This window comes from Nonomuraea sp. NPDC004580, assembly GCF_040609855.1.
Taxonomy (GTDB): domain Bacteria; phylum Actinomycetota; class Actinomycetes; order Streptosporangiales; family Streptosporangiaceae; genus Nonomuraea; species Nonomuraea salmonea.
In genome coordinates this window covers 20,676-46,229 of record NZ_JBEXLH010000065.1, presented here as the reverse complement: position 1 = coordinate 46,229, position 25,554 = coordinate 20,676, and the positions used below count along the sequence as shown (strand labels likewise).

Below are 25,554 nucleotides of genomic sequence, written 5' to 3'. Positions count from 1 at the left end.
CGCTGCCTCAAACGCTACATCGCCCGCGAGCTCTACCAGATCATCACCAGAACCGATCATGAAACCAGCGCTTGACATCAATAGGAGCATCCCCGCACAGGCTCGCCGGCACACGTCCTAGGGCATGGGACGGTTCCCCGGCGACCGGGCCGCGCCGGCCCCACCACCGGCGCGGCCCTCACCTCTGCACCATCACGGCGTGGGAGTGCTGGTCGCCGGGGTCTCCGAGGGGGTTGGGGACGGGTTTTCCGACTCGCCGGGACCGTCCTGAGGGATGGCGCTGATCGAGACCGACGGAGTGGGGCAGGCGCGGCGAGGGACCGGGCGGCGGCCAGGGCCCGTGCAGGTCTGCGGCTCGTCGGCGCCGCCTCCGTCGCCGCCGCCGTCCCGGCCGCCGGGGCCGAAGGTGCGGGTGCGGGTGCGAGGTTGCCTGAACGGGCTGCCGGAGGACGGCGTGAGCGTTCTGACCGGCCCCTTCGTCATGGTCTGCGTGACGATCACCGTGGACGTGCCCGGCGGCGGAGCCGTCGTCGCCGGGCGCACGACCGGCACACCGCGCCCGGCCGACGCGGTGGGCCTGATGGTGGAGTGGGCGCTGCCCGAGGTCCGCACCATGGCGGGCAGGTCGCCGGGCGGCAGCGCGCCGCCCTCGGCGCTCCTGCCGTCGCCGCCGGCGGCCGCGATGACGGTGACCGCCGCGATGGAGACGGTCGCCAGCGCGGCGAAGCCCGCGTGACCGAGGTGCGCGCGCTGCCGGGCCCGCCGGCCGCGCCGGGCCGGCCGGGAACGGTCCACCCCGGCCGTCGGCCCCGCGAGCCCGTCCCCGACCGGGGTCAGGGCCGGCTCGCCCCCGCCGGTGAGTCGAGCCGGCCCACCTCCGTCCAGCTGGGCGGCAGGACCGCTGCCTGCTGAGTGGTCGTCCCCGAGGCGGTGCGGGAGCGGGGTCCAGATCTTGGAGAGCACCTCGGCCACCGCCTGGCGCAGGTCCCAGGGGGCGCCGACGCCGCCGCTCGCCAGCAGCGCACGGAGCAGGGCGGTGGAGTCAGGGCGTGCCGCGGGGTCCTTGGCCAGGGCGGCGGCGACGGCCGGGCGCAGCAGCGCGGGGACGCCGTCGAGGCGGGGCGGCTCGAAGAGGATGCGTCGGGTGATCATGTCGTCGTCGCCGCCGCCGAACGGGTGGTGCCCGGTGGCGGCGAAGGCCACCACGCAGCCCCAGGCGAAGACGTCGGACGCGGGCAGCGCGGACCCGCCGGTCAGCCGCTCGGGCGCGACCCACCCCGGGCTGCCCATGACCTGCCCGGCCTGGGTGTGCGCGGCGGAGACGTCCACGTCGCGGGCGATGCCGAAGTCGATGACCCGCGGCCCCTCGGGGGACAGCAGCACGTTCGCCGGCTTGAGGTCGCGATGCACGAGACCGGCCTCGTGCACGGCCACCAGCGCGGCGGCGGCGCCGAGCGCGACGCCGTACGCGAGGTCGGGCGTGAGCGGCCCGCCGGCCAGGACGACCTGGGAGAGCGCGGGGCCGGGGATGTACTCGGTGACGAGGTAGGGGCGCTCCCCCTCGGTGCCGTCCTCGATGACGGCGGCCGTGCAGAAGGGCGGCAATCTGCGGGAGAAAGCGACTTCCTCTGCGAAGCGGGCCCGTAACGTGGCATCGTTGAGATGCACCGGATGCGGGGTTTTGAGGGCGACCAGGCCACCTTGCGGGTGTTCGGCCAGATAGACGATCCCCATCCCGCCCGTTCCCAGGCGGCCGAGCAGCAGGTAGCGGCCGATGATGACCGGGTCCCCCACCGTAAGCGGTCGCACGCCGGGAGGCATGCCGCTCGCACCACGCGCCATCCGGGCCGCCTTCCCCTGATCGGTGTCCTGGCACAGCACACTGTGGCGGCATCCGCGGGGGCTTTCCGCATGTCTTACATAAGGGGTATTGGAGGTAAGGCGGTCGTAGCCTCTAGGTGAGTAAATGCAGTGACATTGCGGTCGGAAGTGGCACAGCGCACCCCGGGGGTCAGGACGCGATGGCCGCCGCCTCCTCGGCCTCGACCTGGCGGTTCCAGTCGCTCTTGACCGCGCGCCACGCCTCGTCGTCCACGCCGAGCCGCCAGTAGCCGGAGATCGACAGCCGGTCGAGGCCGATGCCCCGCTCCAGCCGCAGGAAGCGGCGCAGCTCCTTGACGAACCCGGCCTCGCCGTGCACGAACGCGTGCACGTCACCCCCCGGGAACTCCAGCGCCCGCACGGCCGTGACCAGCAGCTCGCCCACCGGCCGGCCGCCCCGGTAGAGCCAGGTGATGTGGGCGTCGGCGGCGGTCTCCAGCTTCAGCTCGTCCTCGGGGGCGTCCACCTCGACGAACACGTGCGCGGGCGCGCCCTCGGGCAGCGCCTCCAGCGCGGCGGCGATGGCCGGCAGCGCGCTCTCGTCGCCCACCAGGAGGTGCCAGGCGGCGTGGGGGTCGGGCGCGTAGCCGCCGCCGGGGCCCAGCATGATCAGCTCGTCGCCGGGCGTGGCCTGCGCGGCCCAGGGACCGGCCAGGCCCTCGTCGCCGTGCACGACGAAGTCGAGGGTGAGCTCAAGCGCGTCGGGGTCCCACGCGCGCACGGTGTAGGTGCGCAGCCGCGGCCAGTGCTCGCGCGGCATCGTCTCGCGGCAGGTCTTCATGCTGAACGGGCGCGGATAGTCGACGTCCTCGTACGGGAACACGAGCTTGACGTAGTGGTCGGTGCACCCGTCGGTCGAGAAGTGCGCAAGCCCTTCGCCCCCCACGACGACGCGCACCATGTGACGCGAGATGCGCTCGGTGCGCTGGACGATCCCCCGGTGATGGTCGACCCTGTTATCCGGCATGAGCTGTCCCCCTGAGCAAGTTAGGTATACCTAACCTTACACTGCTCTCTTTTCTCCGCGTATGCCATTGCCCCCAAAGAGGACGGGTAAAAATCAGGCCGCCGCCGTGCCCCCCGTGGCGGACCCCGTCGTCGCCACCTCCTTCAGGAAGCGCGCCATGTGGCGGAACGCCTGCCGCGCCTCAGGCAGCACGTCGGCCAGGATCGGGAAGACGTGCGGCATCCTGGGCCACTCCTCGTACCGCACGGGCACCCCCGACTCACGCGCCCGCGCGGCCACCCTGCGCGCCTCGTCGCGCAGCACCTCCGTCGACCCCGTCACGATCATCAGCGGCGGCAGCCCCGTGAAGTCCCCGTGCACCGGCGAGACCAGCGGGTCCCACGGGTCGAGCCCCGAGGTCCAGCGGCGGGCCAGCCAGCGCACCCGCCCGGCCGGCAGTATCGGGTCCTGCCAGCGGTTCTCCCTGCGCGGGATGTCGGTCAGGTCGGCCCACGGCGACAGGCAGATCGCCGCGGCGGGCAGCGGGCGCTCCGCGTCGCGCAGCGCCAGCAGCGTCGCCAGCGTCAGGTGACCGCCCGCAGAGTCGCCCGCCAGCACGACGTCCTCGGGCGCGTACCCCTGGCGCAGCACGCAGTCGTAGGCGTCGAGGGCGTCGGTCAGCGAGTCGGCCAGTTTGTGCACCGGCCCCTGGCGGTAGTCGAGCGCGAGCACGGGACGCCTGGCCGCCGCCGACAGCCGCCAGGTGATGGACCGGTGCGTACGCGGCGAGCACGAGAAATAGCCGCCCCCGTGGAAGTAGAGCACCATCTTGCGCTCGTCGAGCCCCTCCCCCGCGCGCACCCACTCGCCGCCGCACGCCGAGAACGCCGCGGGCGCGAGCGCGACGTGCTCGGGACACGGCACCCGCACGACCCGTCCGAGCTCGCCCAGCCGCGCGGCGCCGGCCAGCGCGAGCGGATGGCGCATGAGCAGGCTGGAGACCGGTTTGACGGTGCCCCACATCAGGCCGGTGAGCGCGCGGGCCTGCCAGCTCAGGGGGTAGTCGGGAACCACGTCCGTGTCGATCCGCATTGTGTGACCCTCCAAGGAAGTCCTTCCCTGGAGATCGCGTTCCTACCGGCCAGTAAGTAACTCATCTCTTACCGGAACATTTCGGCCCGGCGTCCGAGGACAGAAAACGCGTTGCGCGCCCGCGCCGCCGCAACGGATAATTCCGTGCTTCCCCGACCACAGACCCGTGCGCGGGTCCAGGCACGGACCGTCACCGTGCCCTCACTCCCCGGAGGTGCCAAACCTTCCCGCTCTACGCCCGGCTCGTCCGGTACGGCTTCCGCAAGCACGCCACCTACGTCTGGGCCGCACTCGCCGGCGCCTTCACCAACAGCGTGTTCGGCGTCCTGCGCGCCTACATCCTCATCGCGCTCTGGCAGGCCCGCCCCGGGCTGGCCGGCTACGACGTGACCGACGCCGTCACCTTCTGCTTCCTCACCCAGGCGTTCATCGCGCCCATGCAGCTCTTCGGCGGCGGCCTGGCCATTCCCGAGCGCATCCGCAGCGGCGACATCGCGCTCGACCTCGTCCGCCCGGCGTCCCTGCAACTGTGGTCGCTCGCCGAGGACCTCGGCAGGGCCTCCTACCTGTTCCTCGTCCGCGGCACCCCGCCGATGCTGCTCGGCGCGGCCCTGTTCGGCATCAAGGTCCCCACCGACGCCGGACGCTGGGCCGTGGTGCTGACGGGCCTGTCCATCGCCGTCGTCGCCAGCTTCGCCTGGCGCTACCTGCTCGCCCTGTCGGTCTGCTGGCTCCTCGACGACCGCGGCGTCGCCGTGCTGTCGATGGTCCTGATGACCTTCTTCTCCGGGATGATGGTGCCGCTGCACCTCTTCCCCGGCCTGCTCGGCGACATCGCCGCCGCGCTCCCCTGGGCCGCCATGGTGCAGGTGCCCGCCGACCTCTATCTCGGCAAGACCGACCCCGCGCAGGCGCTGGCCTTCCAGGCGTTCTGGGCGGCCGTCCTGCTCGGACTCGGCGCGCTCGGCACCCGGGCGATCCGCCACAAGGTGGTGATCCAGGGTGGTTAGGACGTACCTGCTGCTCATCTGGACGTGGACCCGCGCCGCCGCGGCCTACCCCGCCTCGTTCGCCATGATGACCCTGCTCGGCTTCGTCACGGCCGCGATCGATGTGGGCGTCATCCTGGTCGTCTTCGCCAACACCACCAGCCTCGCCGGCTTCTCCCGCGACGAGGTGCTGTTCCTGTACGGCGCCGCGAGCCTCTCCTTCACGATCTGCGACACGTTCGTCAGCAACCTCGACCGGGTCAGCCAGCACATCAAGGCCGGCACCCTCGACACGATCCTGATCAGGCCGGTCGGCGCGTGGCTGCAACTGGCCACCGACCGCTTCAACGCCACCAGGATCGGCCGCATCCTGCAGGCCGCCCTGGTGCTCGGCTACGCGATCGCCGCGCTCGGCGTCGACGTGCGGCGGGTCTGGATGATCCCCGTCATGGTGGTCACCGGCATCGTCATCTTCGCGGCGCTGTGGACGCTGGCCGGCGCCCTGCAGTTCGTGCTGACCGACGCGCCCGAGGTGGTCAACGCCTTCACCTACGGCAGCCAGCAGCTCAACCAGTATCCGCTCAGCATCTACGCCCGCGACCTGGTGGCGGGCGTGACGTACGTGCTGCCGCTCGCGTTCGTCAACTGGCAGCCGGGCCTGTACGTGCTGGGCCGCGCCGACCCCCTCGGCACACCCGAGTTCATGCGTTTCATCGGGCCGGCCGCCGCGCTGGCCCTCGCCCTGCTGGCCGCGCTGGCCTGGCGGCAGGGCGTCCGCCACTACCGATCCACGGGGAGTTGACGATGATCGAACTCGATCGGGCCGGGCGCTCGTTCAAGGTGCGCAAGAACGTCGTGCACGCCGTACGCGACCTGTCGTTCACCGTGTCGGCCGGCGAGTTCGTCGGCTACCTCGGGCCCAACGGCGCGGGCAAGTCCACCACGATCAAGATGCTCTGCGGCATCCTCACCCCCACCTCGGGCACCGTCCGGGTGGCCGGGCTTGAGCCGTCGCGGCGGCGTACGACGCTGGCGCGGCGCATCGGCGTGGTGTTCGGGCAGCGCACGACGCTGTGGTGGGACCTGCCGCTGAAGGACAGCTTCGAGCTGATCCGGCACCTTTACAGGGTAGATCGCACGGCGTTCCGCGCCCGGCTGGCCGAGCTGACCGAGACGCTCGACCTGGGCGCGTTCCTGGGCACGCCGGTGCGCCAGCTCAGCCTGGGCCAGCGCATGCGCGGCGACCTCGCGGCGGCGCTGCTGCACGCGCCCGACGTGCTGGTGCTCGACGAGCCGACGATCGGGCTCGACGTGGTCAGCAAGGCCGGCATCCGTGACTTCCTGCTGCGGCTGAACGCCGAGCGCGGCACGACCGTGCTGCTGACCACGCACGATCTGGGCGACATCGAACGGTTGTGCCGGCGGGTGATGCTCATCGATCACGGGCGGCTGGCCTTCGACGGGACGCTCGACGACCTGATGGCCACCGCGCCCGGCCAGTCGTCACTGGAGGACGTCGTCACGCGCCTCTACACGGGCGCGGGTCAGTAGTAGCCGCCCTCGGGGCTGGTCTCGTAGTCGTCGTCCAGGTCGTCCTGGCGACGGGACCAGCGCGACGGCATCAGCACGGGGATGAACAGGGCGACGCCGAGCAGCGCGTACACGCCGCTGGTCAGCAGCGTCTTGGCGCCCGCTCCTGCTTCGAGCACGATCTGGTTCACCGACTGCCCGGCGGGGATGAGGGAGAGCGCCCTGTCGACGTCGAGCGCGTACACGACCGTCCAGGCCAGCAGCACCATCGACGGCACGAACGTCGCGAGCGGCGAGATGCGGCCCGCGGTCACGAGACCGACGACCAGCCCCACGGCGGCCATCGAGCTCAGGGCGATCCACATCGTCTTCTCGTCGGCCGTGGTCGCCGCCGCCACGTCGAGCGCGTGCCGCACCGCCCACCCGCCGCCTCCGAGCACGGCCGCCGTCACCACCAAACCGACGAGCAATCCAGCTAAGTGCCGCAACGTTCTCACCTCTATGTCGACGTGGTCGGCACGACCCTAGCGACAAATGCCATTTTCGGCCCAGCCATTGGGCAGCTTGGAATCGGAGGTCTCACCAGACCTTGCCCCGTGAGACCATGAGCACACCCATGCGTGCGCAACTCCCGTTGAGGTTGGCGCGGACGGCCGCCTTCGCCGCCGTCTGCGTGGCGCTGGCCGCGTTCGCCCACGTGCTCGGCGGCGGTTCCGCGCCGGCTCCATGGGCCGCGGCGCTCGGCCTCGCCGGGGTCTTCCTGCTGGGGCTGGCGCTGTGCGGCAGGGAACGCTCGGCGGGCACGATCAACCTCACGCTGGCCGGGGCGCAGATCGGGCTGCACGAGCTGTTCGCCGGCGGGGGCGCCTCCTACGTGTCCGTGCACGGGCACGCGCAGGGCGGGCTCGCCGTCAACGCGGGCATGCTGCTCACGCACCTGACGGCGACCGTCATCACGGGGCTGTGGCTGGCGCGCGGCGAGGCCGCGCTGTGGTCGGTGCTGCACCGGCTCGGCCGCCGGCTCACGCTGCTCGTCCCGCCCGCACCGCCGCTGCGGCCGCGGTGCGCGCCGCGCGTCGTCACCAGGGTCATCGCGCTGCGCCCAGCCTTCCGGCACAGCGTGGCCAGGCGCGGTCCTCCACTTCCCGCCTGATCGTCCGACTGCCCCTGTTCATCCCCCCGATACCAAGTGGAGTTCCCGCATGTCCTTCGTACGCCGTTCTGTCACCGTGCTCGCCGCCGCCACCGCGCTCACCGCCGGCCTGGCCCTGCCCGCGCTGGCCCACGTCACCATCCAGCCCGGCTCGGCCGAGCAGGGCGGATTCACCAAGGTCGCCTTCCGGGTGCCGAACGAGCGCGACAACGCCTCGACCACCAAGATCGAGGTGTCCTTCCCCACCGACCATCCGCTGGCGTTCGTGTCGGTCAAGCCGGTGCCCGGGTGGGACGTCAAGGTCACCGAGGGCAAGCTGCCCAAGCCGGTCACGACCGAGTACGGCGAGCTGGACGAGGCCGTCACCAAGGTCGTCTGGTCCGGGGGCAAGGTCGAGCCCGGGCAGTTCCAGGAGTTCGAGGTGTCCATGGGCAAGCTGCCCGAGGGCGTCGACTCGCTGATGTTCCCGACGAAGCAGACGTACTCGAACGGTGAGGTCGTCGACTGGTCGGAGGCGCCGAAGGCGGACGGCTCCGAGGCCGAGCACCCGGCGCCGCTGCTCAAGCTGACGCCCGCCGCCGCGAACGGCCCGGCCGCCACGACCGCCGCGACCGCTCCCGCCGCCGCCACGCCGTCGGTGGCGCCGGTGGCCGCGTCCGGGTCGTCGTCCGACGGGACGGCGCGGCTGCTCGGCGGGGCCGGGCTGGTGGTCGGCGTGATCGGCCTCGTGGTCGGCTTCCTCGGCCTGCGCCGCCGCCTCTCCGCCTGACTTCTTGAGCCTGCGGCGCTCCGGGAGGCTCTCCCGGAGCGCCGCGCCGGCTCAGGAGGTGATGTCCTTGCCCGAGAAGCGCGCCCAGGCGATCGACCCGAACAGCAGGATGTACGCCCCGAACGCCAGCAGCCCGTCGCGCAGCGCGGCCACGTCGATGGGGCTGCGCAGCACCGCGTCGAAGTCGGTGAACCTGGTCGGCAGCAGATAGGGCGCGACCGCGTCCAGCTCGGGGATCGCGCGCAGCACCTGGCAGACGATGATGAGCACCATCGTGCCGGCGATGGCGCCGATGGAGACCTCGGTGAACACCGACAGCGCCAGCGCGACCGCGGCCAGCGCGGCCATCCCGGCGCCGACGTACCCGACGCAGATGGCGATCCGCAGCAGCCCCTCGGCCATGCTGATGGTGGTCCCCGACAGCAGCGTCACCGGCCCCGCCGGGAACAACAGCAGCCCCGTCACCAGCGCCGACAGCGCCACCACGGCGGTCACGGCGTAGGAGTAGACGGCCGCGTTGAGAAACTTGACCATCAGCAGCCGAGTGCGCCCCGCGGGCGCGGCCAGCAGGTACCGCAAGGTGCCGGCCCCCGCCTCCCCCGCGATCGCGTCCCCCGCCACGACGCTCACGGCCACCGGCATCAGCAGCAGCGTCAGGAACGAGAACGACAGGAACGTCAGCATCAGGCTGTTCCCCGCGACATCCTGCACGATGCCGCCCATGCCCTCGTCGCCGCCGCCGACCACCCGGAGCGTGACCCCGATGACGACCGGCACGACGGCCAGCACGGCGAGGATCACCAGATTTCGCGGCCGCCTGAAGGTCAACCCCAGCTCAGACCCCAGCAACCGCCAGAACGCCCCGATGGCGCGCCCCGCCCCAGCCGCCCCCGTGGCGGCAGTGGCCCTCCCAGCACCGCGCTCGGCCACCCAATCCTCGCCACCGACCGTGGCGCCGGCAGGGGCGGCGTTGGACGCGGTGGCCCCAGCCCAGGCACCGGTGGCCCCCGTCGGCCCGACGACGCCATCCAGCCCTACGGCCCCATCCGGCCCAGGGGTGGTGCGGTCGGTGGTGCGCAGGGTTTCGGTCACCGGGACCAGGCCGGGGGTGCGGCGGGCGCGGCCGCCCAGTGTGGATGTGCCGGCCGGTCCTCCGTTCTCAGCCGTCGACATCGAAGCCCTCCCCTGTCAGTCCCACGAACACGTCCTCCAGGCTCGGCCGTACGACGGCCAGCCCCCGTACGGCGATGCCGTCCTCGACCAGGGCGGCGTTGACCCGCTCCGGCGCGTGCCCGCCCAGCTCCGCGGTGACCTGCGCGCCCTCGTCCCGCACGTCGATGAGCCCGAGCCGGTCGAGCACCCGCGCGGCCCCCGCCGCGTCCGGCGTCTCGATCTGGATGCGGACGGCGAGCCCGGCGCTGAGCGAGGCGATCGTGCCCTGCGCCACCAGCCGCCCGGTACGCATGATCGCCGCATGCGTGCACATCTGCTCGACCTCGGCCAGCAGATGGGAGGAGACGAACACCGTGGTGCCGTCGGCGGCGATCTCCTTGACCAGCGCGCGCACCTCGCGGGTGCCCTGCGGGTCGAGCCCGTTGGTGGGCTCGTCGAGCACGAGCAGCTCGCGCGGCCCGAGCAGGGCGGCGGCGATGGCGAGGCGCTGGCGCATGCCGAGCGAGTAGGTGCGGTAGCGCTTGCCGGCCGCGGCGGACAGCCCGACCCGGTCCAGCGCGTCGGCGACCCGCCGCCGGGCGGTGGCGCGCGGCGCGGTCGGGTCGGCCGCGTCGAAGCGCATGAGGTTGGCGGCCCCCGACAGGTACGGGTAGAAGGCCGGCCCTTCGACCACCGCCCCGACCCTGGGCAGCGCCTGCACGGGCGGCATCCCGAGCACGGTGTGCGCGCCCGAGGTGGGCGCCACGAGGCCGAGCAGCATGCGGATGGTGGTGGTCTTGCCCGAGCCGTTGGGCCCGAGGAAGCCGAACACCGAGCCGCGCGGCACGGTCAGGTCGAGGGCGTCCACGGCGACCTGGCCGCCCTTGAAACGCTTGGTGAGCCCCCGGGTCACGATCGCCGCGTCCGCCCCGGAGGGCGGGGCCGCCCCGGAGGGCGCCCCCGCTTCGTGCATGACCGCGGTCACTTGAGGCCCGCCGCCTTGGTGATCTCCTCCGGGGTGACCGCGCCGACCAGCAGGCGGCCGTCGTCGGTCAGCAGGGCGGTGACGAGCTTCGTCTTGATCAGCTTGCCGGAGCCCCACGTGCCGCTCACCGGGGTGGCGCTCCGCAGCACGCCGTCGATCAGCGCCTGCGGGTCGGCGTCGGAGCCGAACCCGCCAGGACCGTGCTGCTCGCCCGACTCGCTCCCGGGAGCCTTCGCGGCGTCCTCGGCGGCGTCCTCAGCGGCGTCCTCAGCGGCGTCCTTGGCAGCGTCCTTGGCCAAGGTGTCGGCGTCGAACGGCAGCACCGCCACCGTCGCCCAGCCCTCGCCGACGACCTTCGCGTCGCCCGCGACGTCCTCCATGTGCTCGGCGTGCTCGGCGTGCTCGGCGTGCTCGGCGTGCTCGGCGTGCTCGGCCCGCTGGTCCTTGCCGTTCTCGAAGCCGACCTCCTGCTCCTCGACCTTCGCGCCCGCGGGCGGGGTGAAGGTGAAGTTCTCGGCCGCCGGCGGCGTGAACGTCACCTGGGTGAAGCCCACCTGGTACGCGGGCTCGGCCGAGCCCTTGGCGTAGACCTGCACCTGGAGCGGGACGTACGTCTCGCCGTCGAGGGCGATGCGCACCTCCTGCACCAGCGAGCCCTCCTCCTTGGGCGCGAGCACGAGCTGGTAGACCGGGCGACCGGCCACCTCCGCCGTGTTGATCACCCGGATCGCGGTGTGCTCGCCGGCCGCGTCCAGCAACCGCTGGGCCAGCTGCTGCGGCGTCAGGTCGGTCTGCTGCGGGACGGGCGTGGCGGGCCGCTCGGGGGTGCCCTCCTTGATCTTCAGCTTGGTGGCGGTGTTGGTGGCGCTGTCCCAGTACCACGCCTGGCCGCCGTTGATGACCAGGTTGGTCTCGTTGAGCTGGGTCGGCATGGCCACGCGCAGCTTGCCGGCGGCGCCGTACCAGACCTTGACCTCGTGCGAGCCCGACAGCAGGCTCAGCGGCGAGGAGCCGCCGGCCGCCGGCAGCGCGGGGATGCCGAGCGAGGCCGTCTGCTGCACGGTGCCCGACATGGGCGGGATGCCGCCCTCCTTGTGCGTGGCCGCCACGGCGCCGGCGAGCAGCTGCTCGGCCGAGCGCTCGGGGAGCACGGGTTCGCCGCTCACCGCGGCGATGACGGGGCCGGCGCCGATCGCGGCTCCGATCACGGCGACCGCCGCGACCGGGACCCCCCACCTCACGAACGTGCCTCTTCGCATCTCACTCCTTAACGGTATGTCGATGCTCAGAGCCTGCGTCACCGATCCTGTGGTGGACCTGAGACAGTCTGAGACGGCTCTCAGCCTTCTCAGCGTCGTCTCAGCGCAGGAACGGGAGAATCGCCACATGAGAGTACTTGTCGTCGAGGACGAGCGCCGGATGGCCGCCGCGCTCCAGCGCGGGCTGCAGGCCGAGGGGTTCGCCGTCGACCTCGCGCACGACGGCGAGGAGGGGCTGCACGCGGCCAGGCAGGGCGACTACGACGTGGTCGTGCTCGACATCATGCTGCCCAGGCTGTCCGGCTACAACGTGTGCAAGCAGCTGCGCGCGGAGGAGAACTGGGTGCCGATCCTGATGCTCTCGGCCAAGGACGGCGAGTACGACATGGCCGACGGGCTCGACCTGGGGGCCGACGACTACCTGACCAAGCCGTTCTCGTACGTGGTGCTGGTGGCCAGGCTGCGGGCGCTGATGCGGCGCGACGCCGGGCGGCGGCCGTCGGTGCTGCTGGCCGGCGACCTGTCGCTGGACCCGGCCAGGCGCAGGGTGGAGCGGGGGCAGCAGGCGGTCGAGCTGACGCCCAGGGAGTTCGCGCTGCTGGAGTACCTGATGCGGCGGCGGGACGAGGTGGTGTCGAAGTCGGAGATCCTGGAACACGTGTGGGACACCTTCGACACCGATCCCAACGTGGTCGAGGTCTACGTCGGCTACCTCCGCCGCAAGATCGACGCCCCATTCGGCAGGAACGCGCTGCAGACCGTGCGCGGCGCGGGCTACCGGCTGGCGGGCGACGGTGGCTGAGTCGCCGCTGGTCTGGTGGCGGCGGCAGGGGCTGCGTTTCCGGCTCACGGCCGCGGCCGCGGCGGTGCTCGCGCTGGCCCTCGCGCTGTCGGCGTCGGTGCTGCTCAGCGTGCTGGACCGGGCGCTGATCTCCACCGTCGACGACACGACCACGCAGCATGCGCAGGCCGTGCGGGTGGCGGCCGACGCGGGCACGCTGACCAGCCCCATCACCACGCACGACGGCACGATCGTGCAGGTCATCGACGCGCGAGGGCGGATCACGCACGTCACGTACGGCACCGACCGGCTGGTCCCGCTGCTCGACGCGCCCTCCAGGGCCAAGGTGCTGGCGAGCGGGCAGGCGGCGCTGCTGGACGGGCGGCCGTACGCGATGCCCGGGTTCCTGCGCGTCGTCGTGCTCAGCGCGGACCACGGGCAGACCGTGGTGGCGGCCAGGCCGATCGGCGAGATCCAGACCAGCCTGGCCACGGCCGGGCGCGTGCTGTTCGTCGGCACCCCCGCGCTGATCGTGCTGCTGGCGGTGGCCAGCTGGCTGATGATCGGCCGTACGCTGCGGCCCATCACCGCGCTGCGCAGGGGCGCCGCGGAGATCACGCACACCGCGCGGTCGAGGCGGCTGCCGGTGCCGCAGTCGCGTGACGAGGTGCACTCGCTGGCCACCACGCTCAACGACATGCTGGCCCGGCTGGAGGAGGCCGAGCAGCGCCAGCGGGCGCTGGTCTCCGACGCCGCCCACGAGCTGCGCAGCCCGCTGGCCAGCATCCGGCTGCAGCTGGAAGTGGCGCTCGGCCACCCCGACGGCCAGCACTGGCAGGAGACCGCCGAGGGCGTCCTGGAGGACACCCTGCGGCTGTCCCGGCTGGCCGAGGACCTGCTGGCGCTGGCCAGGCTCGACGAGCGCGGCGGCGTGCCGGCCCGGCGCGAGCCGGTGGACCTCGACGAGGTCGTACGCCAGACCGTCGACCGCTATCCCGAGGCCCGGCTGGCCGCCTGCGAGCCGGTCGTGGTGACCGGCGACGCCCTCGACCTGAGCCGGGTGCTGACGAACCTCATGGACAACGCCGTGCGCCACACCACCTCCAAGGTCGAGGTGGCGCTGAGCCGCGACGGCGTCCTGACCGTCACCGACGACGGCCCCGGCATCCCCGAGCAGGACCGCGAACGCGTCTTCAACCGGTTCACCCGGCTCGACACCGGCCGCAGCCGCGACGAGGGCGGGGCCGGGCTCGGCCTCGCGATCGTCCGGGAGACCGTGCGGGCGCACGGCGGGACCGTCCGGCTGGAGGACGCGTCACCGGGGCTGCGGGCGGTCGTCTCGCTGCCGCCGGCCCGCTAGCCATACCCGTTGGTGCGCATGAGGGGCCGGGGCCCTTCTCAACGCGGGGCTCCACGTGTTACGCACGGGTCATGCGTGCGGCACGCGACCGGCTCGCCGGGCTCGTCCCGAGCGCCGCCTCCATGGCGGCGCCCGCTTCCTCGCCCGTGCCCGTGCTGCGATCCGAGGGCGTTCCTGAGCACGGATCAGGATCCGCGCATGCCGCCGGAGCATGCGCGTATGACGTCCTCGCGGGGATCAGCAGGGGGTTCCGGGAGTTCCGGGATTCAGGGGGTGGGGATCGTCCGCTGACAGGGCTGCCGCTGTCGTGGTGCCGTCACCTCAGGGGCGGGCGGCGTCACCGGTGCGGCGTGGCTCGTCAGGCGGAAATGGATCGTTCCAGATGCGTGTGTCAGGCGGCGGTTCCTTTCTCCGCGGTCGTCAGGAAGTCCTGCGCGATGAGCGGGAGACGGCGGCGGGCGTGCACGACGGCGATGACGCGACGCACCGCGGGTTCGAGCGAACGCACCACCAGGCCCGCGCGTGCGGCCTGCTCGGCCATGCCGCGGTACCACAGCAGGGAGGCCTGCCCGGCGCGTACGGCGTTGAGCCAGCCGTTGCGTTCGTCGGTCTCGACCACGACCACCGGGGTGACCGCGTACTTGCCGAACATCGCGTCGAGCTCCCTGCGGCGCAGGCTTCCCCGTGCGGGCAGGGCCAGCCGCATGCCGTGCAGCCTGCCCATGGGCACCGGGTTGGGAAGTTCGAGCCCCGGCGGGGAGATCAGGACGATCTCCTGGCGTTCGAGTGGATGGGTGATGAGATCAGTGGGCACCGGCAGGTCGGTGAGACCCAGGTCGGCGCGCTGATCCCGGATGGCGCTGACGACGCCGTCACGGCCGTCGCAGCGCACGATGTGGACGCGTACGCCCGGATGCTCGGCCGCGTAGGCGGGCAACAACCGCCCTGCGAGGCCGGGCTCGAGGCTGGGGGTGGCGGCGATGCGGAGCTCCGCCTCGGTGACCGTACCCTGGTTGGCCAGGCCCTCGATCTCGTGAACGGCGTCGAGTGCCTCCTGGGCCAGCTTGACCACCCGGCGTCCCTGCGCGGTGACGACCACCCCGCGTCCGGAACGAGCGAAGAGCGTCATGCCGAGCTCCCGCTCGAGATCGCGGATCGCGCGGGACAGCGCAGGCTGCGCGATATAGAGCGATCTGGCCGCATCGGTCATGGTGCGGTGCTCCGCAGTCGCGACCACATAGCGGAGCTGCTGGAGATTCATGCCAAAGAAGCTAGGACACCGCCCGCCGTCGGGACCGGGAGATAGCGGAGATCACCTCGAATGATTTCGGACTGTAACCGAGCGCTGCTACATCCGTGACGGGTGATACGTCAGTATGCTTTTGCCCCAAATTTGGCAAGGGTCCGGCAAGCCGTGCGACAAACCATGGCAATGCAGACATCCAGCTGAACGGGGAGACAGGTTGACAGGGAACGGGCATTATCCACCCCCGCCTCAAGGGCCAGGGCAGCCCCAGAGGCCACCCTCGCGGCCCTGGCCGCCGCCGGGCTACCGGCAGCCGCCGCCGCAGGGCAGCCCGTACCCGCAGCAGGCTCCGCCGCCCCGGCAGTACCCTCAGGCGCATCCGCAGCAGCCCCCTGCGCCGCCGCAGGCGCCGCCTCCTACGCGGCCCTACACGCAGCCGGTGCCTCAGCCGGTGCCTCAGCCGATGCAGCAGCCGCCGTACGGTCAGCAACCGTACCGGCAGCAGCCGCCTCCTCCTCCCCCACCGCCCCCGCTCCCGCCACCGCCCCCGATGCCTCCGCAGCAGTGGCACCGGCCGCCGCCCAAGAAGCAGGGCATGGGCGTGGGGGGCGTGCTCGGCGTGGTGTTCGGGTCGCTGGCGGCGCTGTTCGTGCTGATCGTGGTGGGCGCGGTGCTGCTCGGCGGGAAGTCGAGCACGGAGACGACGAGGCCGGTGGCGATCCCGACGTACGAGCCGTCCGAGGAACCCTCGTACGACCGCTCGGACCCGCCGTCGGAGCGGCCCACCACCAGCAGGGAGCCGACGGAGCGGCCCGACACCACGGTCACGCCGCCCGCCCAGGTGCAGCTCGACACGAGCCTGAAGAACAACACGATGTACAAGGCCGGCATCCTGCCGCGCCTGAACTGCCGCAGCGGGAACGTCAACATCTACAACCACAGCCAGACCAAGGCGCTGATCCTGAAGACCGGGAAGTGCATGGACCGGGCGTGGGAGTCGATCCTGGAGAAGCAGGGCATCCGGTTCAGTGCGCCGCGCTGGGCCATCGTGGCCGGACGCGGGCGCGGCGCGTGCGGCGACTATCCGCAGCCGGGCAACATCGTGCCGTACTACTGCCCGCGCAACAACACGATCTATGCCTCCACCTCGGCCATGGCCAGGGGGAACGGCAGGTCGATGGGCTACGGCCAGCTCCTGAACTGGCACGGCGCCATCATCAGCATGATGGCCCACGAGTACGGGCACCACGTCCAGAACATCACCGGCCTGATGGACTCCTGGTGGCGCCAGACCCTCGACTCCAGCAGCCAGAACACCAAGCTCGCGCTCAGCCGGCGGCTTGAGCTGCAGGCCACCTGTTTCGGGGCCATGTGGATGCGGTCGGTGGCGGCGTCGTACCCGGTCAGCACGGCCAACCGGAGCCGGCTCTACTGGTTCTACGGACAGGTGGGCGACTACCCGGGCCGGCCGCCGGACCATGGCAAACCTGTGAACAACAATCGCTGGTTCCGCCAGGGGTGGGAGAAGAGCAAGGCATACCAGTGCAACACGTGGATGGCGCCCTCCTCGACCGTCTCCTGACGGCCCTCTGACGTTCATCTCAGGTTGAGCACATGTCTCGGTTGTCCAGATATGGGGACTAGAATCCTGGCAACCTTGTGCCCAACGGGGGGCAAACGTCAGTTTTGCCTGGTAGGCGGTCAAAGGAGCCGGGTGTGAGCAATCGCGATGGGGAAGACACCGTGCCAGAAGGCAGGAAACGGCGCCCCCAGCGACGGTCGCGCACGAGCGGCAAGGGGGAGCCGGGGGCGGCGAGCCAGGACAAGCACGTGGCGGGCCCGGCTCCGTCGCGCTCGTCCGGGCCGGGGGCGGCCGGATCCGGGTCGTCCCAGCCCCGGTCGTCCCAGTCCGCCTCCGGCCGGCCGGCCACCCGCTCGGGCTCCAGGAGCCGCTCGGAAGGCGCGGGGCCTGGAAGCCGCTCGGAGGGTCCTGCCGGAGCCCGAGGCCGCTCGGAGGCCCCGTCCGGCTCCCGGAACCGCTCGGAGGCCCCCTCCGGCTCCCGGAACCGCTCGGAGGCCCCGTCCGGCTCCCGGAATCGCTCGGCGGCTCCCTCTGGTTCCCGGAATCGCTCGGAAGGTGCGGGGCAGGGGTCCAAGGGTCGGGCGGGAAGCCCCGCCGGCGCTCCGTCGGGGACGCGTCCCGGCGCGAGCCGTCCCTCCGGCAAGAAGGGCCGTCCCGGCCGTAAGCCCGGCGCCGGATCCGCCGCGCCGCGCTTCGCCAAGCCGCTGACCCCCGCCTCCTTCCTCGGCTGGACCGCTCTCTCCGCCATCCTGCCCGGCGCCGCTCACCTGCGGGCCGGGCATCGCCGTACCGGGCTCGTACTGATCAGCGTGTACGCGGTGCTGCTGCTCGCCCTGCTCGCCTACGGCCTGAGCGTGGCCGGGGACCTGTCGAACGCGACGTTCCTGACCAACGACGGCGCGATGGGCACGGTGATCGTGCTCGCCGCCGTGTTCGCGCTGGCGTGGTTCGCGCTGCTGGTGACCTCGTACATCGCGCTCGGGCCCAGCCGGCTGCCGCAGCAGGGCCAGGTGCTGACCGGCATCGTGGTGGGCGTGCTGTGCGTGGCGGTGATGTCGCCGTTCGCGCTGACCGCCAACTACGTGGTCGCCGCCCGCGACTCCATCGGGGCCATCTTCCCCTCGCACCCGGACGCCGACGTGCCCGTCGCCGCCAAGGACCCCGAGAACCCGTGGGGCGACAAGGATCGGGTGAACTTCCTGCTGATCGGCGGTGACGCGGCGGGCAACCGTACGGGTCTGCGTACCGACAGCATGAACGTGGCCAGCGTCGATCTGAAGACCGGCGCCACCGTCCTGTTCAGCCTGCCGCGCAACCTCCAGCACGTCCGCTTCCCGGCCGGCTCGCCGCTGCACAAGCAGTTCCCGAACGGCTTCATGGCCGAGCTGCCGAACGGCGGCCTGCTCAACGAGGTCTGGCAGTACGCCAACGACAACCCGCAGCTCATGGGCGGCCGCAACAAGGGCCCCCGCGCCCTGATGGACGCCATCGGCTACACGCTTGGCCTGAAGATCGACTACTACATGCTGATGAACATGTACGGCTTCGCCGACCTCGTGGACGCCATCGGCGGGCTGAAGATCCGGGTCGAGCAGGACGTCAAGTGGGGCGGCCTGTACGGCACCGCCGGCACCATCAAGGCCGGCTACCGGAAGCTGAGCGGCGAGGAGGCCCTCTGGTACGGCCGCTCGCGCGTCGGCAGCGACGACTTCTCCCGGATGGCCCGCCAGCGCTGCGTCATCGGCGCCTTCGCCCAGCAGGCCACCCCGACCGTGATCCTCACCAGGTTCGAGAAGATCGCCAGCGCGGCCAAGCGGCTGGCGCAGACCAACATCCCGCGCCACCTGGTGCAGCCGCTGGTCGAGCTGGGGCTCAAGGTCAAGAACGCCAAGATCACCAGCCTGCAGTTCGTGCCGCCGGAGTTCTACTCCGGACGTCCCGACTGGGCCAAGATCCGCCAGGCCACCAGGAAGGCGATCGCCGACTCGATGCGCCCGGCCCGCCGCGCCCAGACCGCGAACGTCTCCGCCTCCCCCAGCGGCACCCGCCCCAGCCCGACGCGTACGCGCGCCATGTCCCCCACCCAGACCCCCACCCAGACCCCCACCAAGAACCCCCAGAAGGGCGCCCAGTCCATCGACGACCTCTGCGGCCTCTGACCCACCACCCGGCCACCGAGGCCGATCGGCGGTGGGTCGGGCGGTAGGTCGGCCGGTGAGTCGGGCGGTGGGAGGTTCGCGCCCTTCCGCTCAGCGGGTGAAGGTGACGGGGAGGGTGCGGGGGCCGCGGACGGTGATGCTGCTGCGCCAGCGGAGATTCTCCGGGGGGACGGCCAGGGCGAGGCCGGGCAGGCCGACGATCTCGGTCAGGGCGGCGCGGGCCACCAGGCGGGCGAGCTGGGCGCCGAGGCAGTGGTGCGGGCCGTGGCCGAAGCTGAGGTGGGGGTTGTCGTCGCGGGTCAGGTCGGGCAGGTCGGGACAGGCGAAGCGGTGCGGGTCGCGGTTGGCGGCGGCCAGGGCCACCAGGATGGGCCGGCCGGGTGCCAGGCGTACGCCGCCCAGCTCCACGGGCTCCAGCGCGAAACGCCAGGTGGCCAGCTCGACGGGGCTGTCGTAGCGGAGCAGCTCCTCCACGGCCTGCTCCATCAGCCCGGGTTGTGCGCGCAACCGCTCCAGCCGGTCGGGGTGGCGCAGCAGCGTGTACGTGCCGAGCGCGATGAGCCCGACGGTGGTCTCGTAGCCGGCGACGAGCAGCAGGAACAGCATCGACAGCAGCTCGTCCTCGCTCATCCGGTCACAGTCCATGGCCGCGGCGGCGACCGCGCCGATCACGTCGTCGCCCGGCTCTCTGAGCTTGGCGGCCACCAGTTCGCGCGCGTACGCGGCCAGCTCCCGCATCGCGGCCGGCCTGGCCTCCCGTTCCCCCGGCTCGGACGACACCACGGCCGTCGTCCACCTCCGGAAGTCCGTACGGTCTCCCGGAGGGATCCCGAGCACGTCGCAGATGACGCCCGCCTGCAGCGGTGAGGCGAAGCCGGCGACCAGGTCGTCCCCCGGGGTCAGGCCGAGGGCGAGGGTGCGGGCCTGGGCCTCGATGCCCTCGCGCAGGCCGCCCAGCCGCCGGGCGGTGAAGTAGCGGGAGACCAGGCGGCGCAGGCGGGTGTGCTCGGGCGGGTCGGTGGTGAGCAGGTGGGTGCCCAGCCCTGACCGGTCTTCGAGCGGCCGGCCGCGCCCCGCCTCCTGCCAGTCGCGGGGCGCGTTACGGGGGTCCTTGCTCAGCCGGGGGTCGGCCAGCGCGGCGCGGGCGTCGTCGTACCGGGTGACGAGCCACCCGTACAGACCGCTGCGCAACCGCACGAGCCGCGGCGCCCCCTCCTCCCGCAACCGGGCATAGGCCGGGTACGGATCTGGCATCGACGCCCAGCTCTCCGGCGCCTCGGATGTCGGTCGTCGCTCGATCATGCGGCTCCCCGGGTCGAGGTACCTCCCCATCCTGCCGCCGGACGGGCCTGCTTGCCGAGCTGGCCCAGGATCCAGTCGGCCAGTGCGCCGGTCACCTGGCCGTGTTCGGTGTTGTGGGCGTCGCAGTGGTAGTCGTCGAGCTGGCTGTGCTCGGGCGACAGCGAGGTGATGTCCGTGTACAGGTCCACCGGCCACTCCACCGGGTCGTACTGCAGGGCGACGGCGCTCACCGACGGCACGAAGCAGGCCGAGCGGAAGCGGGCGTCGATGGGCGTCCCGAGGCGGTCGGCGACGGCGCCGTACACGGGCAGGGTGCCGCCGGGTGCCCCGTCGAAGGCGGCGACGTCACGGCCAGGCTGATACCTCCACCTCACCTCGCATTTCACGATAAAGCAAGCCATTCCTCCGACCACCTGTCAAGGAAAAGCAGAAACGCCGTCCGGTGATTGTCAGGCGGTGACGGAGTTACGGCGCGGCAGCAGCGCGAGAGCCCCGAGGTAGAGCACGGCGGCCACGATGAGCAGGCCCTTGTAGCCGACGACGAGCGCGACGTATTCGAGGCAGCCGCCGACCATGGCGCCCAGCAGGTTCGCGCCGAAGGACGTGGTGGCGTCGGCGGTGTCGGCGAAGCGCTTGGCGAAGACCACGTTCGCGGCGAAGATCGGCAGGAACGCCACCGTGACGGCGGCCACCGCGCGCAGCGGCACCGGCAGCGCCAGCAGCCATTCGTTGGGCACCAGCCAGGCCAGCAGCAGGCCGGCGAAGAGCACGGCGTACATGACGGGCAGCGGCGGGGTGCGGAAGCGGCGGGTCACCTCGACGGCCGCGAGCACCGCGACGAGCACGCCGGCGAAGACGATCGCGTTGACCACCCACGTGGTGCCGAACAGCAGCGCGAACCCGGTGACGCTCTTGGTCTCCAGCAGCATGAAGCCGACGCCGAGCAGGAACAGGTCGGCGTACGGCCGCATCCGCCGGTACGGCCCCGCCACGGCGCGCACGGCGAGGAGGCTGACGATGAGGATCAGGCCGAGCGTGATGACGTAGATCGGCGGGATCGTGGCGTCCTTGAGGTAGAGGAACGGCCGGTCGTCGCCGGCGGGCTCGGGCGTGCCGGGCGCGGCGCCCGGCCACTCGCTCGCGCAGCGCTGGTCGGCGGCGGTCACCCCCGCGGTGATGACGGCCTGCTGGCCGGCGGTGCTGACGACGTCGACGCACGGCCGGTGGCCGAAGGCCCGCTGCATGGTGGCGGCCAGGCGGTCGACGAGCCAGCTCTCGCGGTAGTAGTTGTACATCGAGAACGTGCCGCCCGGCTTGAGGTGGGCGAGGGCGGCCCGCATGGCCTCTTCGGTGAACAGGTAGCTCTCCAGCCGCAGCGAGCTGGCGCCGGAGACGAGGGTGAGCGAGTCGGGCAGCGCGAAGAGGATCAGGTCGTAGCGGTCGCCGCTGCGCTCCAGGAAGGCGCGGCCGTCGGTGACGTGCGTGGTCACGCGCGGGTCGTCGTAGGGGCGGTCGGGGTGGGTGGAGCCGCCCAGCTCACGCAGCTTGGGGTCGATCTCGACGGCGTCGACGCGGGTGGCGCCCTTGGACAGCGCGATGGCCACGTCGGTGCCGCTGCCCGCGCCGACGATGAGCACGTCCTTCGGCGGCTTGGTGGTGCGCTCGTACGGGAGCCCGTACTGGGCCTCCCACTGCAGGCGGGCGGCGGCGGGCACGGCCTGCTGGTGCGGGATGCCGTTGACGGCGATGTCGGTGACGGGGATGCCGAGCTGCACGAGCTGCTTGGTGGTGACCTTGTAGTAGGGCGACCAGATGGCGCCGGCGGTGAGGGTCTCGGCCAGCAGCAGCCCGACGACGGCCACGGCGGGCACGACGACGAGGCCCGCGTAGAGCGCGGGCGGCTTGGGCACGAGCAGCACGGCGTAGCAGCCGGCCGCGATCAGCCCCCAGAAGACGGGCGGCGCACTGACGAACGACAGCAGCGTGAAGACCGCGATGCCGGTGAGGCTGCCGATGAGGTCGTAGCGGTAGGCCTCGAGGCGGGGCAGCTCGGGGAAGCACCGGCCGACGAGCTCGGCGGGGCCCATGAGGATGACCGCGGCGGCGCAGAAGATGACCGGCAGGATCGCCCAGGCGGGCGGGCCGCTGGTGGACAGGCTCGTCCAGTAGAGGACGCCCTCGGTGTTCCTGTCCACCGTGACGGGGAAGGCCAGCACGACGATGACCAGCAGGGCGAGCACAACGGGCGAGTAGTAGGGCTGCCGTTGTGATCGGCCGACGCGCAGGAAGCCGAGCCCGATGCCGAGGAAGGAGCCCAGCAGCACGAAATTGGTGAAATAGCTCAGATGGACGATGTTGGAGCCGGTCCACCGGATCAGTGCCAGTTCGAGGAAGAGCATGAAGGCGCTGGCGAGGACGAGCCTCGGCCGCACCGCCAGCCAGTGGGCTTTTTCACCGTCGTGAACGGGCTTCTGCGCCTGCAGCGTCATAAGCCCTCACCGTAGTGAACGGACTGGGAACACGGAAGCCTGACGCCGCCGGGGCGATGTCTAGGGATATGCTCGGTATGCGGTGTTCGCGCAGGTCAAAAGCCGCAGAATGGCTGGGGTGCTTATGGGGCGGAGCAGGAATGTTACGGCCTTCGTTTCATTTCACCGCTCACCCTGAGTCCGCTAGCCCTGAGTCCGCTCACCCTGAGTCCGCTCACCCTGAGTCCGCTCACCCTGAGGCGGTCACGCCTGCTCGCGGTTGAACACGCGGGTGCCGATCGTGAGGCTGAAGACGGCGAAGGCGACGGTGACCGCCGCGCCGACCGCCACGGTGCCGGTCAGGTAGTGGCCGTGGAACAGGTCGCGCAGCGCCTCCAGGACGTACCTGAACGGGCTGACGTGCGAGAGCGCGTCGAGCCAGCCGGGCGCCATCGACATCGGCAGGAACGAGCCCGACAGCAGCACCAGCGGCACCACCGCCGTCGTCATGACGGGCGGGAACAGGTGCTCGTTGATGGTCAGCGCGATCGCGTACGAGAGCGCGGCGAGGCTCGCGCCCAGCACCACGACCAGCACGAACGAGCCGAGCACGCCCGCGAGCGGCGCCCGCAGGCCGAAGGCGTAGGCCACGGCGAGCAGCAGCACGGTCTGCAGGACCAGCGTCACCACGTTGTTGAGCACCCGCCCGAGCAGCAGCGCCAGCCGGCTGGCCGGGGTGACGCGCAGCCGTTCGAGCACACCCCCGCGCTTGTCGAAGACGATCCCGAACCCCGCCATGCCCGCGCTCCTCAGCCCGAGCTGCACGATCAGCCCGGGGACCAGCGTCTCCCAGCTGCCGATGGTGACGAAGATGGGCCCGAACAGCACGAGGAACAGCAGCGGCTGGATGGCCCCGATGACGATGCCGATCCGCTGTCCCAGCGTCACGCCCAGCCCGTGGCGGAACAGCACCCAGGTGTCGCGCAGCATCATGCCCCCTGCCTGATCGACGCGCTCTCCTCGCGCAGCGACCTGCCGGTGATGTCGAGGAAGACGTCGTCCAGCGTGCGGCCGCCGGTCTTGAGCTCGGCGGGCGCGCCCTGGGCGACGATGCGGCCCCGGTCGATGATCATGACGCGGTCGCAGAGCGCGTCGGCCTCGTCCAGGTAGTGGGTGGTCAGGAACACGGTCATGCCCTGCCGGTCGCGCAGGGAGCGGATGTGGTCCCAGAGGTTGGCGCGGCTCTGCGGGTCGAGGCCGGTGGTGGGCTCGTCGAGGAAGAGCAGCACGGGGTCGTGCAGCAGGGCGAAGGCGATGTCGAAGCGGCGGCGCTGGCCGCCGGAGAGGGTGGCGGGGGCCCGGTCGGCGAGCCCGGCCAGATCGAGCCGCTCGAGCACGCCGGGGATGCGGGCGGCGGCCTCGGCGCGGCTGAGGCCGTAGAGCATGCCCTGTAGCTCCAGCTCGCCCCTGACGGGGGTGACGGGCGGCAGTCCGCTGCCCTGGGCGACGTAGCCGATGCGGCGGCGCACCTCGCGCGGCTCGCGTACGAGGTCGTGGCCGGCCACGGTGGCGGTGCCCGCGGTGGGGCGCAGCAGGGTGGTCAGCATGCGCATGGTCGTGGTCTTGCCGGCGCCGTTGGGGCCGAGGAAGCCGACGATCTCGCCCGGCTGCACGGCCATGTCCACGCCGTCGACGGCGTGGACGCCGTTGTCGAAGGTCTTGCTCAAACTTCTGGTTTCGATCACAAAATTTAAGTAACCACAATTTTGGTGTTACTGCAAACTTGGTACGATGGCGGCATGACGGAAGGGCTGCGGGAGCGGAAGAAGCGCGAGACGCGGGAGCGCATCTCCGACGTCGCGACGGGCCTGTTCATGGCCAGGGGGTTCGACAACGTGACGGTGGCCGAGGTGGCGCGGGCCGCCGACGTCTCGGTCAACACGGTCTTCAACTACTTCAGCACGAAGGAGGACCTGTTCGCCGACCGGCAGGACGCGGTGGTGGAGCTGCCGCCGACGGTGCTGCGCGAGCGGCGGCCGGGCGAGAGCGTCGTACGCGCGTTCCTGCGCGACTACCTCGACGCGATCGGCACCCGCCACTGGCGCCACGGGCTCAACGAGGGCGCCGACGTCTTCGCCAAGATCGTCGCGGACAGCCCGGCGCTGACCGCGCGCATGCGGCAGGTGCACGTCGAGCGCGAGGAGGCGCTGGCGCGGGCGCTGGCCGACGAGCTCGACGCCGGCGCCGACGACCTCACGTCCCGCCTGGTGGCGGCGCACCTGCTCGGCACCACGCGCATACTCAGCGAGCGCGCGATGGCCATGATGACGGCGGGCGAGGAGTGGGAGCGCATCGCCCCCATGCTGCGCGAGCAGGCCGAGCTCGCCTTCGGCCTGCTGGAGAAGGGCTTGGAGGCCGTCGGCTCAGGGCCGCGGGAATGACGAGGGCCCGGCGCGGCAGGCGGTGACCTGCGCGGCCGGGCTCCGGACGAACGTCAGTAGCTGCTGAAGCTCGCGACGAGCCCGAGGGCGATGGCGAGGCCGAAGAGCACCACGAGGAGGATGAGCCAGATCGAGCCGATGATGCCGCAGATGCGCCCGGCCTGGATCTGGCCGCGGTTCTCGTAGACGTAGCCGCTGGAGTCGATCTCCTTGAGCGCCTTGTTGCCCATCACCCACGCGAACGGGCCCAGGACGCCGCACACCACCAGGCTGAGGATGCCCAGCACGAGGATGGTCGTGCCGTTGGGGTGGCTCTGTGGCGGCGGGCCGTAGTAGCCGGGGCCGTAATCGCTGTAGGACATGCTGGTAATGGTCCCCTCACGTGGACAAGGTCAGGTGGGTTTATACCACAGTCCGCCTCTTGATCATGTTGCGTCATCATGGTGAGGCACATGTCCA

Annotated in this window: 24 protein-coding genes; 10 read left to right on the top strand and 14 right to left on the bottom strand. The window is 71.7% G+C overall.

What is annotated here, in order from left to right:
• Positions 1-192: 192 nt before the first annotated feature.
• The 3 genes from ABZW11_RS39060 to ABZW11_RS39050 all read right to left on the bottom strand — a co-directional run bounded on the left by ABZW11_RS39060 (position 193) and on the right by ABZW11_RS39050 (position 3,919).
• Positions 193-1,809 carry a protein kinase gene (locus ABZW11_RS39060; RefSeq protein WP_355429043.1) on the bottom strand — a complete coding sequence of 539 codons (1,617 nt, stop codon included), beginning with the start codon at positions 1,807-1,809 and terminating at the stop codon, positions 193-195.
• 202 nt (positions 1,810-2,011) lie between these two features.
• A complete protein-coding gene (locus ABZW11_RS39055; protein WP_355429041.1) occupies positions 2,012-2,848 on the bottom strand; it encodes a siderophore-interacting protein in 837 nt (278 codons plus the stop codon).
• Positions 2,849-2,941: 93 nt separating this feature from the next.
• Positions 2,942-3,919, bottom strand: coding sequence for an alpha/beta hydrolase (locus ABZW11_RS39050; RefSeq protein ID WP_355429038.1), 978 nt, complete (start codon positions 3,917-3,919; stop codon positions 2,942-2,944).
• Positions 3,920-4,233: 314 nt separating this feature from the next.
• On the opposite strand from ABZW11_RS39050, the gene ABZW11_RS39045 reads away from it, so the two are divergent.
• The 3 genes from ABZW11_RS39045 to ABZW11_RS39035 are packed head-to-tail and all read left to right on the top strand — an operon-like array spanning position 4,234 to position 6,459.
• Positions 4,234-4,929, top strand: a complete 696-nt coding sequence (locus ABZW11_RS39045; protein ID WP_355429035.1) for an ABC-2 family transporter protein — start codon at positions 4,234-4,236, stop codon at positions 4,927-4,929.
• Positions 4,922-5,710 carry an ABC-2 family transporter protein gene (locus tag ABZW11_RS39040; protein ID WP_355429032.1) on the top strand — a complete coding sequence of 263 codons (789 nt, stop codon included), beginning with the start codon at positions 4,922-4,924 and terminating at the stop codon, positions 5,708-5,710. The genes ABZW11_RS39045 and ABZW11_RS39040 overlap by 8 nt, the downstream gene beginning before the upstream one ends.
• A 2-nt stretch (positions 5,711-5,712) precedes the next feature.
• On the top strand, positions 5,713-6,459 hold the full coding sequence (locus ABZW11_RS39035) for an ATP-binding cassette domain-containing protein (RefSeq protein ID WP_355429029.1): 747 nt from the start codon (positions 5,713-5,715) through the stop codon (positions 6,457-6,459).
• Here ABZW11_RS39035 and ABZW11_RS39030 read toward each other — a convergent pair.
• The gene (locus ABZW11_RS39030; protein WP_355429026.1) at positions 6,453-6,935 is read right to left on the bottom strand and encodes a hypothetical protein; all 483 of its coding nucleotides are present in this window, start codon (positions 6,933-6,935) and stop codon (positions 6,453-6,455) included. The two genes, ABZW11_RS39035 and ABZW11_RS39030, sit on opposite strands and share 7 nt — an antisense overlap.
• Positions 6,936-7,054: 119 nt before the next feature.
• Between ABZW11_RS39030 and ABZW11_RS39025 the strand changes: the two genes are divergently transcribed.
• Together ABZW11_RS39025 and ABZW11_RS39020 are read left to right on the top strand one after the other, a co-directional pair.
• A complete protein-coding gene (locus ABZW11_RS39025) occupies positions 7,055-7,591 on the top strand; it encodes an MFS transporter (protein WP_355429023.1) in 537 nt (178 codons plus the stop codon).
• Positions 7,592-7,640: 49 nt separating this feature from the next.
• Positions 7,641-8,360 (top strand): YcnI family protein, encoded by a 720-nt coding sequence (locus ABZW11_RS39020; protein WP_355429020.1) that lies wholly within the window; start codon positions 7,641-7,643, stop codon positions 8,358-8,360.
• Positions 8,361-8,411: 51 nt separating this feature from the next.
• On the opposite strand, the gene ABZW11_RS39015 is transcribed toward ABZW11_RS39020, so the two are convergent.
• From ABZW11_RS39015 to ABZW11_RS39005, 3 genes are read right to left on the bottom strand one after another with little or no spacing between them, the layout of a single operon-like run.
• The gene (locus ABZW11_RS39015) at positions 8,412-9,533 is read right to left on the bottom strand and encodes an ABC transporter permease subunit (protein ID WP_355429017.1); all 1,122 of its coding nucleotides are present in this window, start codon (positions 9,531-9,533) and stop codon (positions 8,412-8,414) included.
• Positions 9,520-10,485: an ABC transporter ATP-binding protein gene (locus ABZW11_RS39010; RefSeq protein WP_355429014.1), complete on the bottom strand. Its 966-nt coding sequence runs from the start codon at positions 10,483-10,485 to the stop codon at positions 9,520-9,522. Before ABZW11_RS39010 ends, ABZW11_RS39015 begins: the two co-directional genes overlap by 14 nt.
• Positions 10,486-10,493: 8 nt before the next feature.
• A complete protein-coding gene (locus ABZW11_RS39005) occupies positions 10,494-11,738 on the bottom strand; it encodes a DUF2092 domain-containing protein (protein ID WP_355429011.1) in 1,245 nt (414 codons plus the stop codon).
• Between the two features lie 145 nt (positions 11,739-11,883).
• Here ABZW11_RS39005 and ABZW11_RS39000 point away from each other — a divergent pair, with 145 nt between their 5' ends.
• Positions 11,884-12,558 carry a response regulator transcription factor gene (locus tag ABZW11_RS39000; protein ID WP_355429009.1) on the top strand — a complete coding sequence of 225 codons (675 nt, stop codon included), beginning with the start codon at positions 11,884-11,886 and terminating at the stop codon, positions 12,556-12,558.
• The gene (locus tag ABZW11_RS38995) at positions 12,551-13,897 is read left to right on the top strand and encodes an ATP-binding protein (protein WP_355429006.1); all 1,347 of its coding nucleotides are present in this window, start codon (positions 12,551-12,553) and stop codon (positions 13,895-13,897) included. The genes ABZW11_RS39000 and ABZW11_RS38995 overlap by 8 nt, the downstream gene beginning before the upstream one ends.
• Positions 13,898-14,288: 391 nt before the next feature.
• Here ABZW11_RS38995 and ABZW11_RS38990 read toward each other — a convergent pair whose 3' ends face one another.
• Positions 14,289-15,158, bottom strand: coding sequence for a LysR family transcriptional regulator (locus ABZW11_RS38990; protein ID WP_355429004.1), 870 nt, complete (start codon positions 15,156-15,158; stop codon positions 14,289-14,291).
• Positions 15,159-15,738: 580 nt separating this feature from the next.
• On the opposite strand from ABZW11_RS38990, the gene ABZW11_RS38985 reads away from it, so the two are divergent.
• Entirely contained in the window at positions 15,739-16,725 is a 987-nt protein-coding gene (locus tag ABZW11_RS38985) for a neutral zinc metallopeptidase (protein WP_355429001.1), read from the top strand.
• An 809-nt stretch (positions 16,726-17,534) separates the two neighbouring features.
• Complete coding sequence (locus tag ABZW11_RS38980) at positions 17,535-18,884, top strand: LCP family protein (RefSeq protein ID WP_355428998.1); 1,350 nt, start codon at positions 17,535-17,537, stop codon at positions 18,882-18,884.
• A gap of 90 nt (positions 18,885-18,974) precedes the next feature.
• Here the strand turns inward: ABZW11_RS38980 and ABZW11_RS38975 are convergent, their stop codons facing one another.
• The 5 genes from ABZW11_RS38975 to ABZW11_RS38955 all read right to left on the bottom strand — a co-directional run bounded on the left by ABZW11_RS38975 (position 18,975) and on the right by ABZW11_RS38955 (position 24,381).
• Positions 18,975-20,186, bottom strand: coding sequence for a cytochrome P450 (locus ABZW11_RS38975; RefSeq protein ID WP_355428995.1), 1,212 nt, complete (start codon positions 20,184-20,186; stop codon positions 18,975-18,977).
• Complete coding sequence (locus ABZW11_RS38970) at positions 20,183-20,560, bottom strand: hypothetical protein (RefSeq protein ID WP_355428992.1); 378 nt, start codon at positions 20,558-20,560, stop codon at positions 20,183-20,185. Before ABZW11_RS38970 ends, ABZW11_RS38975 begins: the two co-directional genes overlap by 4 nt.
• Positions 20,561-20,635: 75 nt before the next feature.
• Positions 20,636-22,675 (bottom strand): spermidine synthase, encoded by a 2,040-nt coding sequence (locus tag ABZW11_RS38965; RefSeq protein WP_355428989.1) that lies wholly within the window; start codon positions 22,673-22,675, stop codon positions 20,636-20,638.
• Positions 22,676-22,918: 243 nt separating this feature from the next.
• Complete coding sequence (locus ABZW11_RS38960; protein ID WP_355428986.1) at positions 22,919-23,647, bottom strand: ABC transporter permease; 729 nt, start codon at positions 23,645-23,647, stop codon at positions 22,919-22,921.
• Entirely contained in the window at positions 23,644-24,381 is a 738-nt protein-coding gene (locus ABZW11_RS38955; protein ID WP_355428983.1) for an ABC transporter ATP-binding protein, read from the bottom strand. The genes ABZW11_RS38960 and ABZW11_RS38955 overlap by 4 nt, the downstream gene beginning before the upstream one ends.
• 72 nt (positions 24,382-24,453) lie before the next feature.
• On the opposite strand from ABZW11_RS38955, the gene ABZW11_RS38950 reads away from it, so the two are divergent.
• Positions 24,454-25,095: a TetR/AcrR family transcriptional regulator gene (locus tag ABZW11_RS38950; protein WP_355428980.1), complete on the top strand. Its 642-nt coding sequence runs from the start codon at positions 24,454-24,456 to the stop codon at positions 25,093-25,095.
• Positions 25,096-25,148: 53 nt separating this feature from the next.
• Here the strand turns inward: ABZW11_RS38950 and ABZW11_RS38945 are convergent, their stop codons facing one another.
• Positions 25,149-25,457, bottom strand: a complete 309-nt coding sequence (locus tag ABZW11_RS38945) for a DUF4190 domain-containing protein (RefSeq protein ID WP_355428977.1) — start codon at positions 25,455-25,457, stop codon at positions 25,149-25,151.
• Between the last annotated feature and the right edge of the window lie 97 nt (positions 25,458-25,554).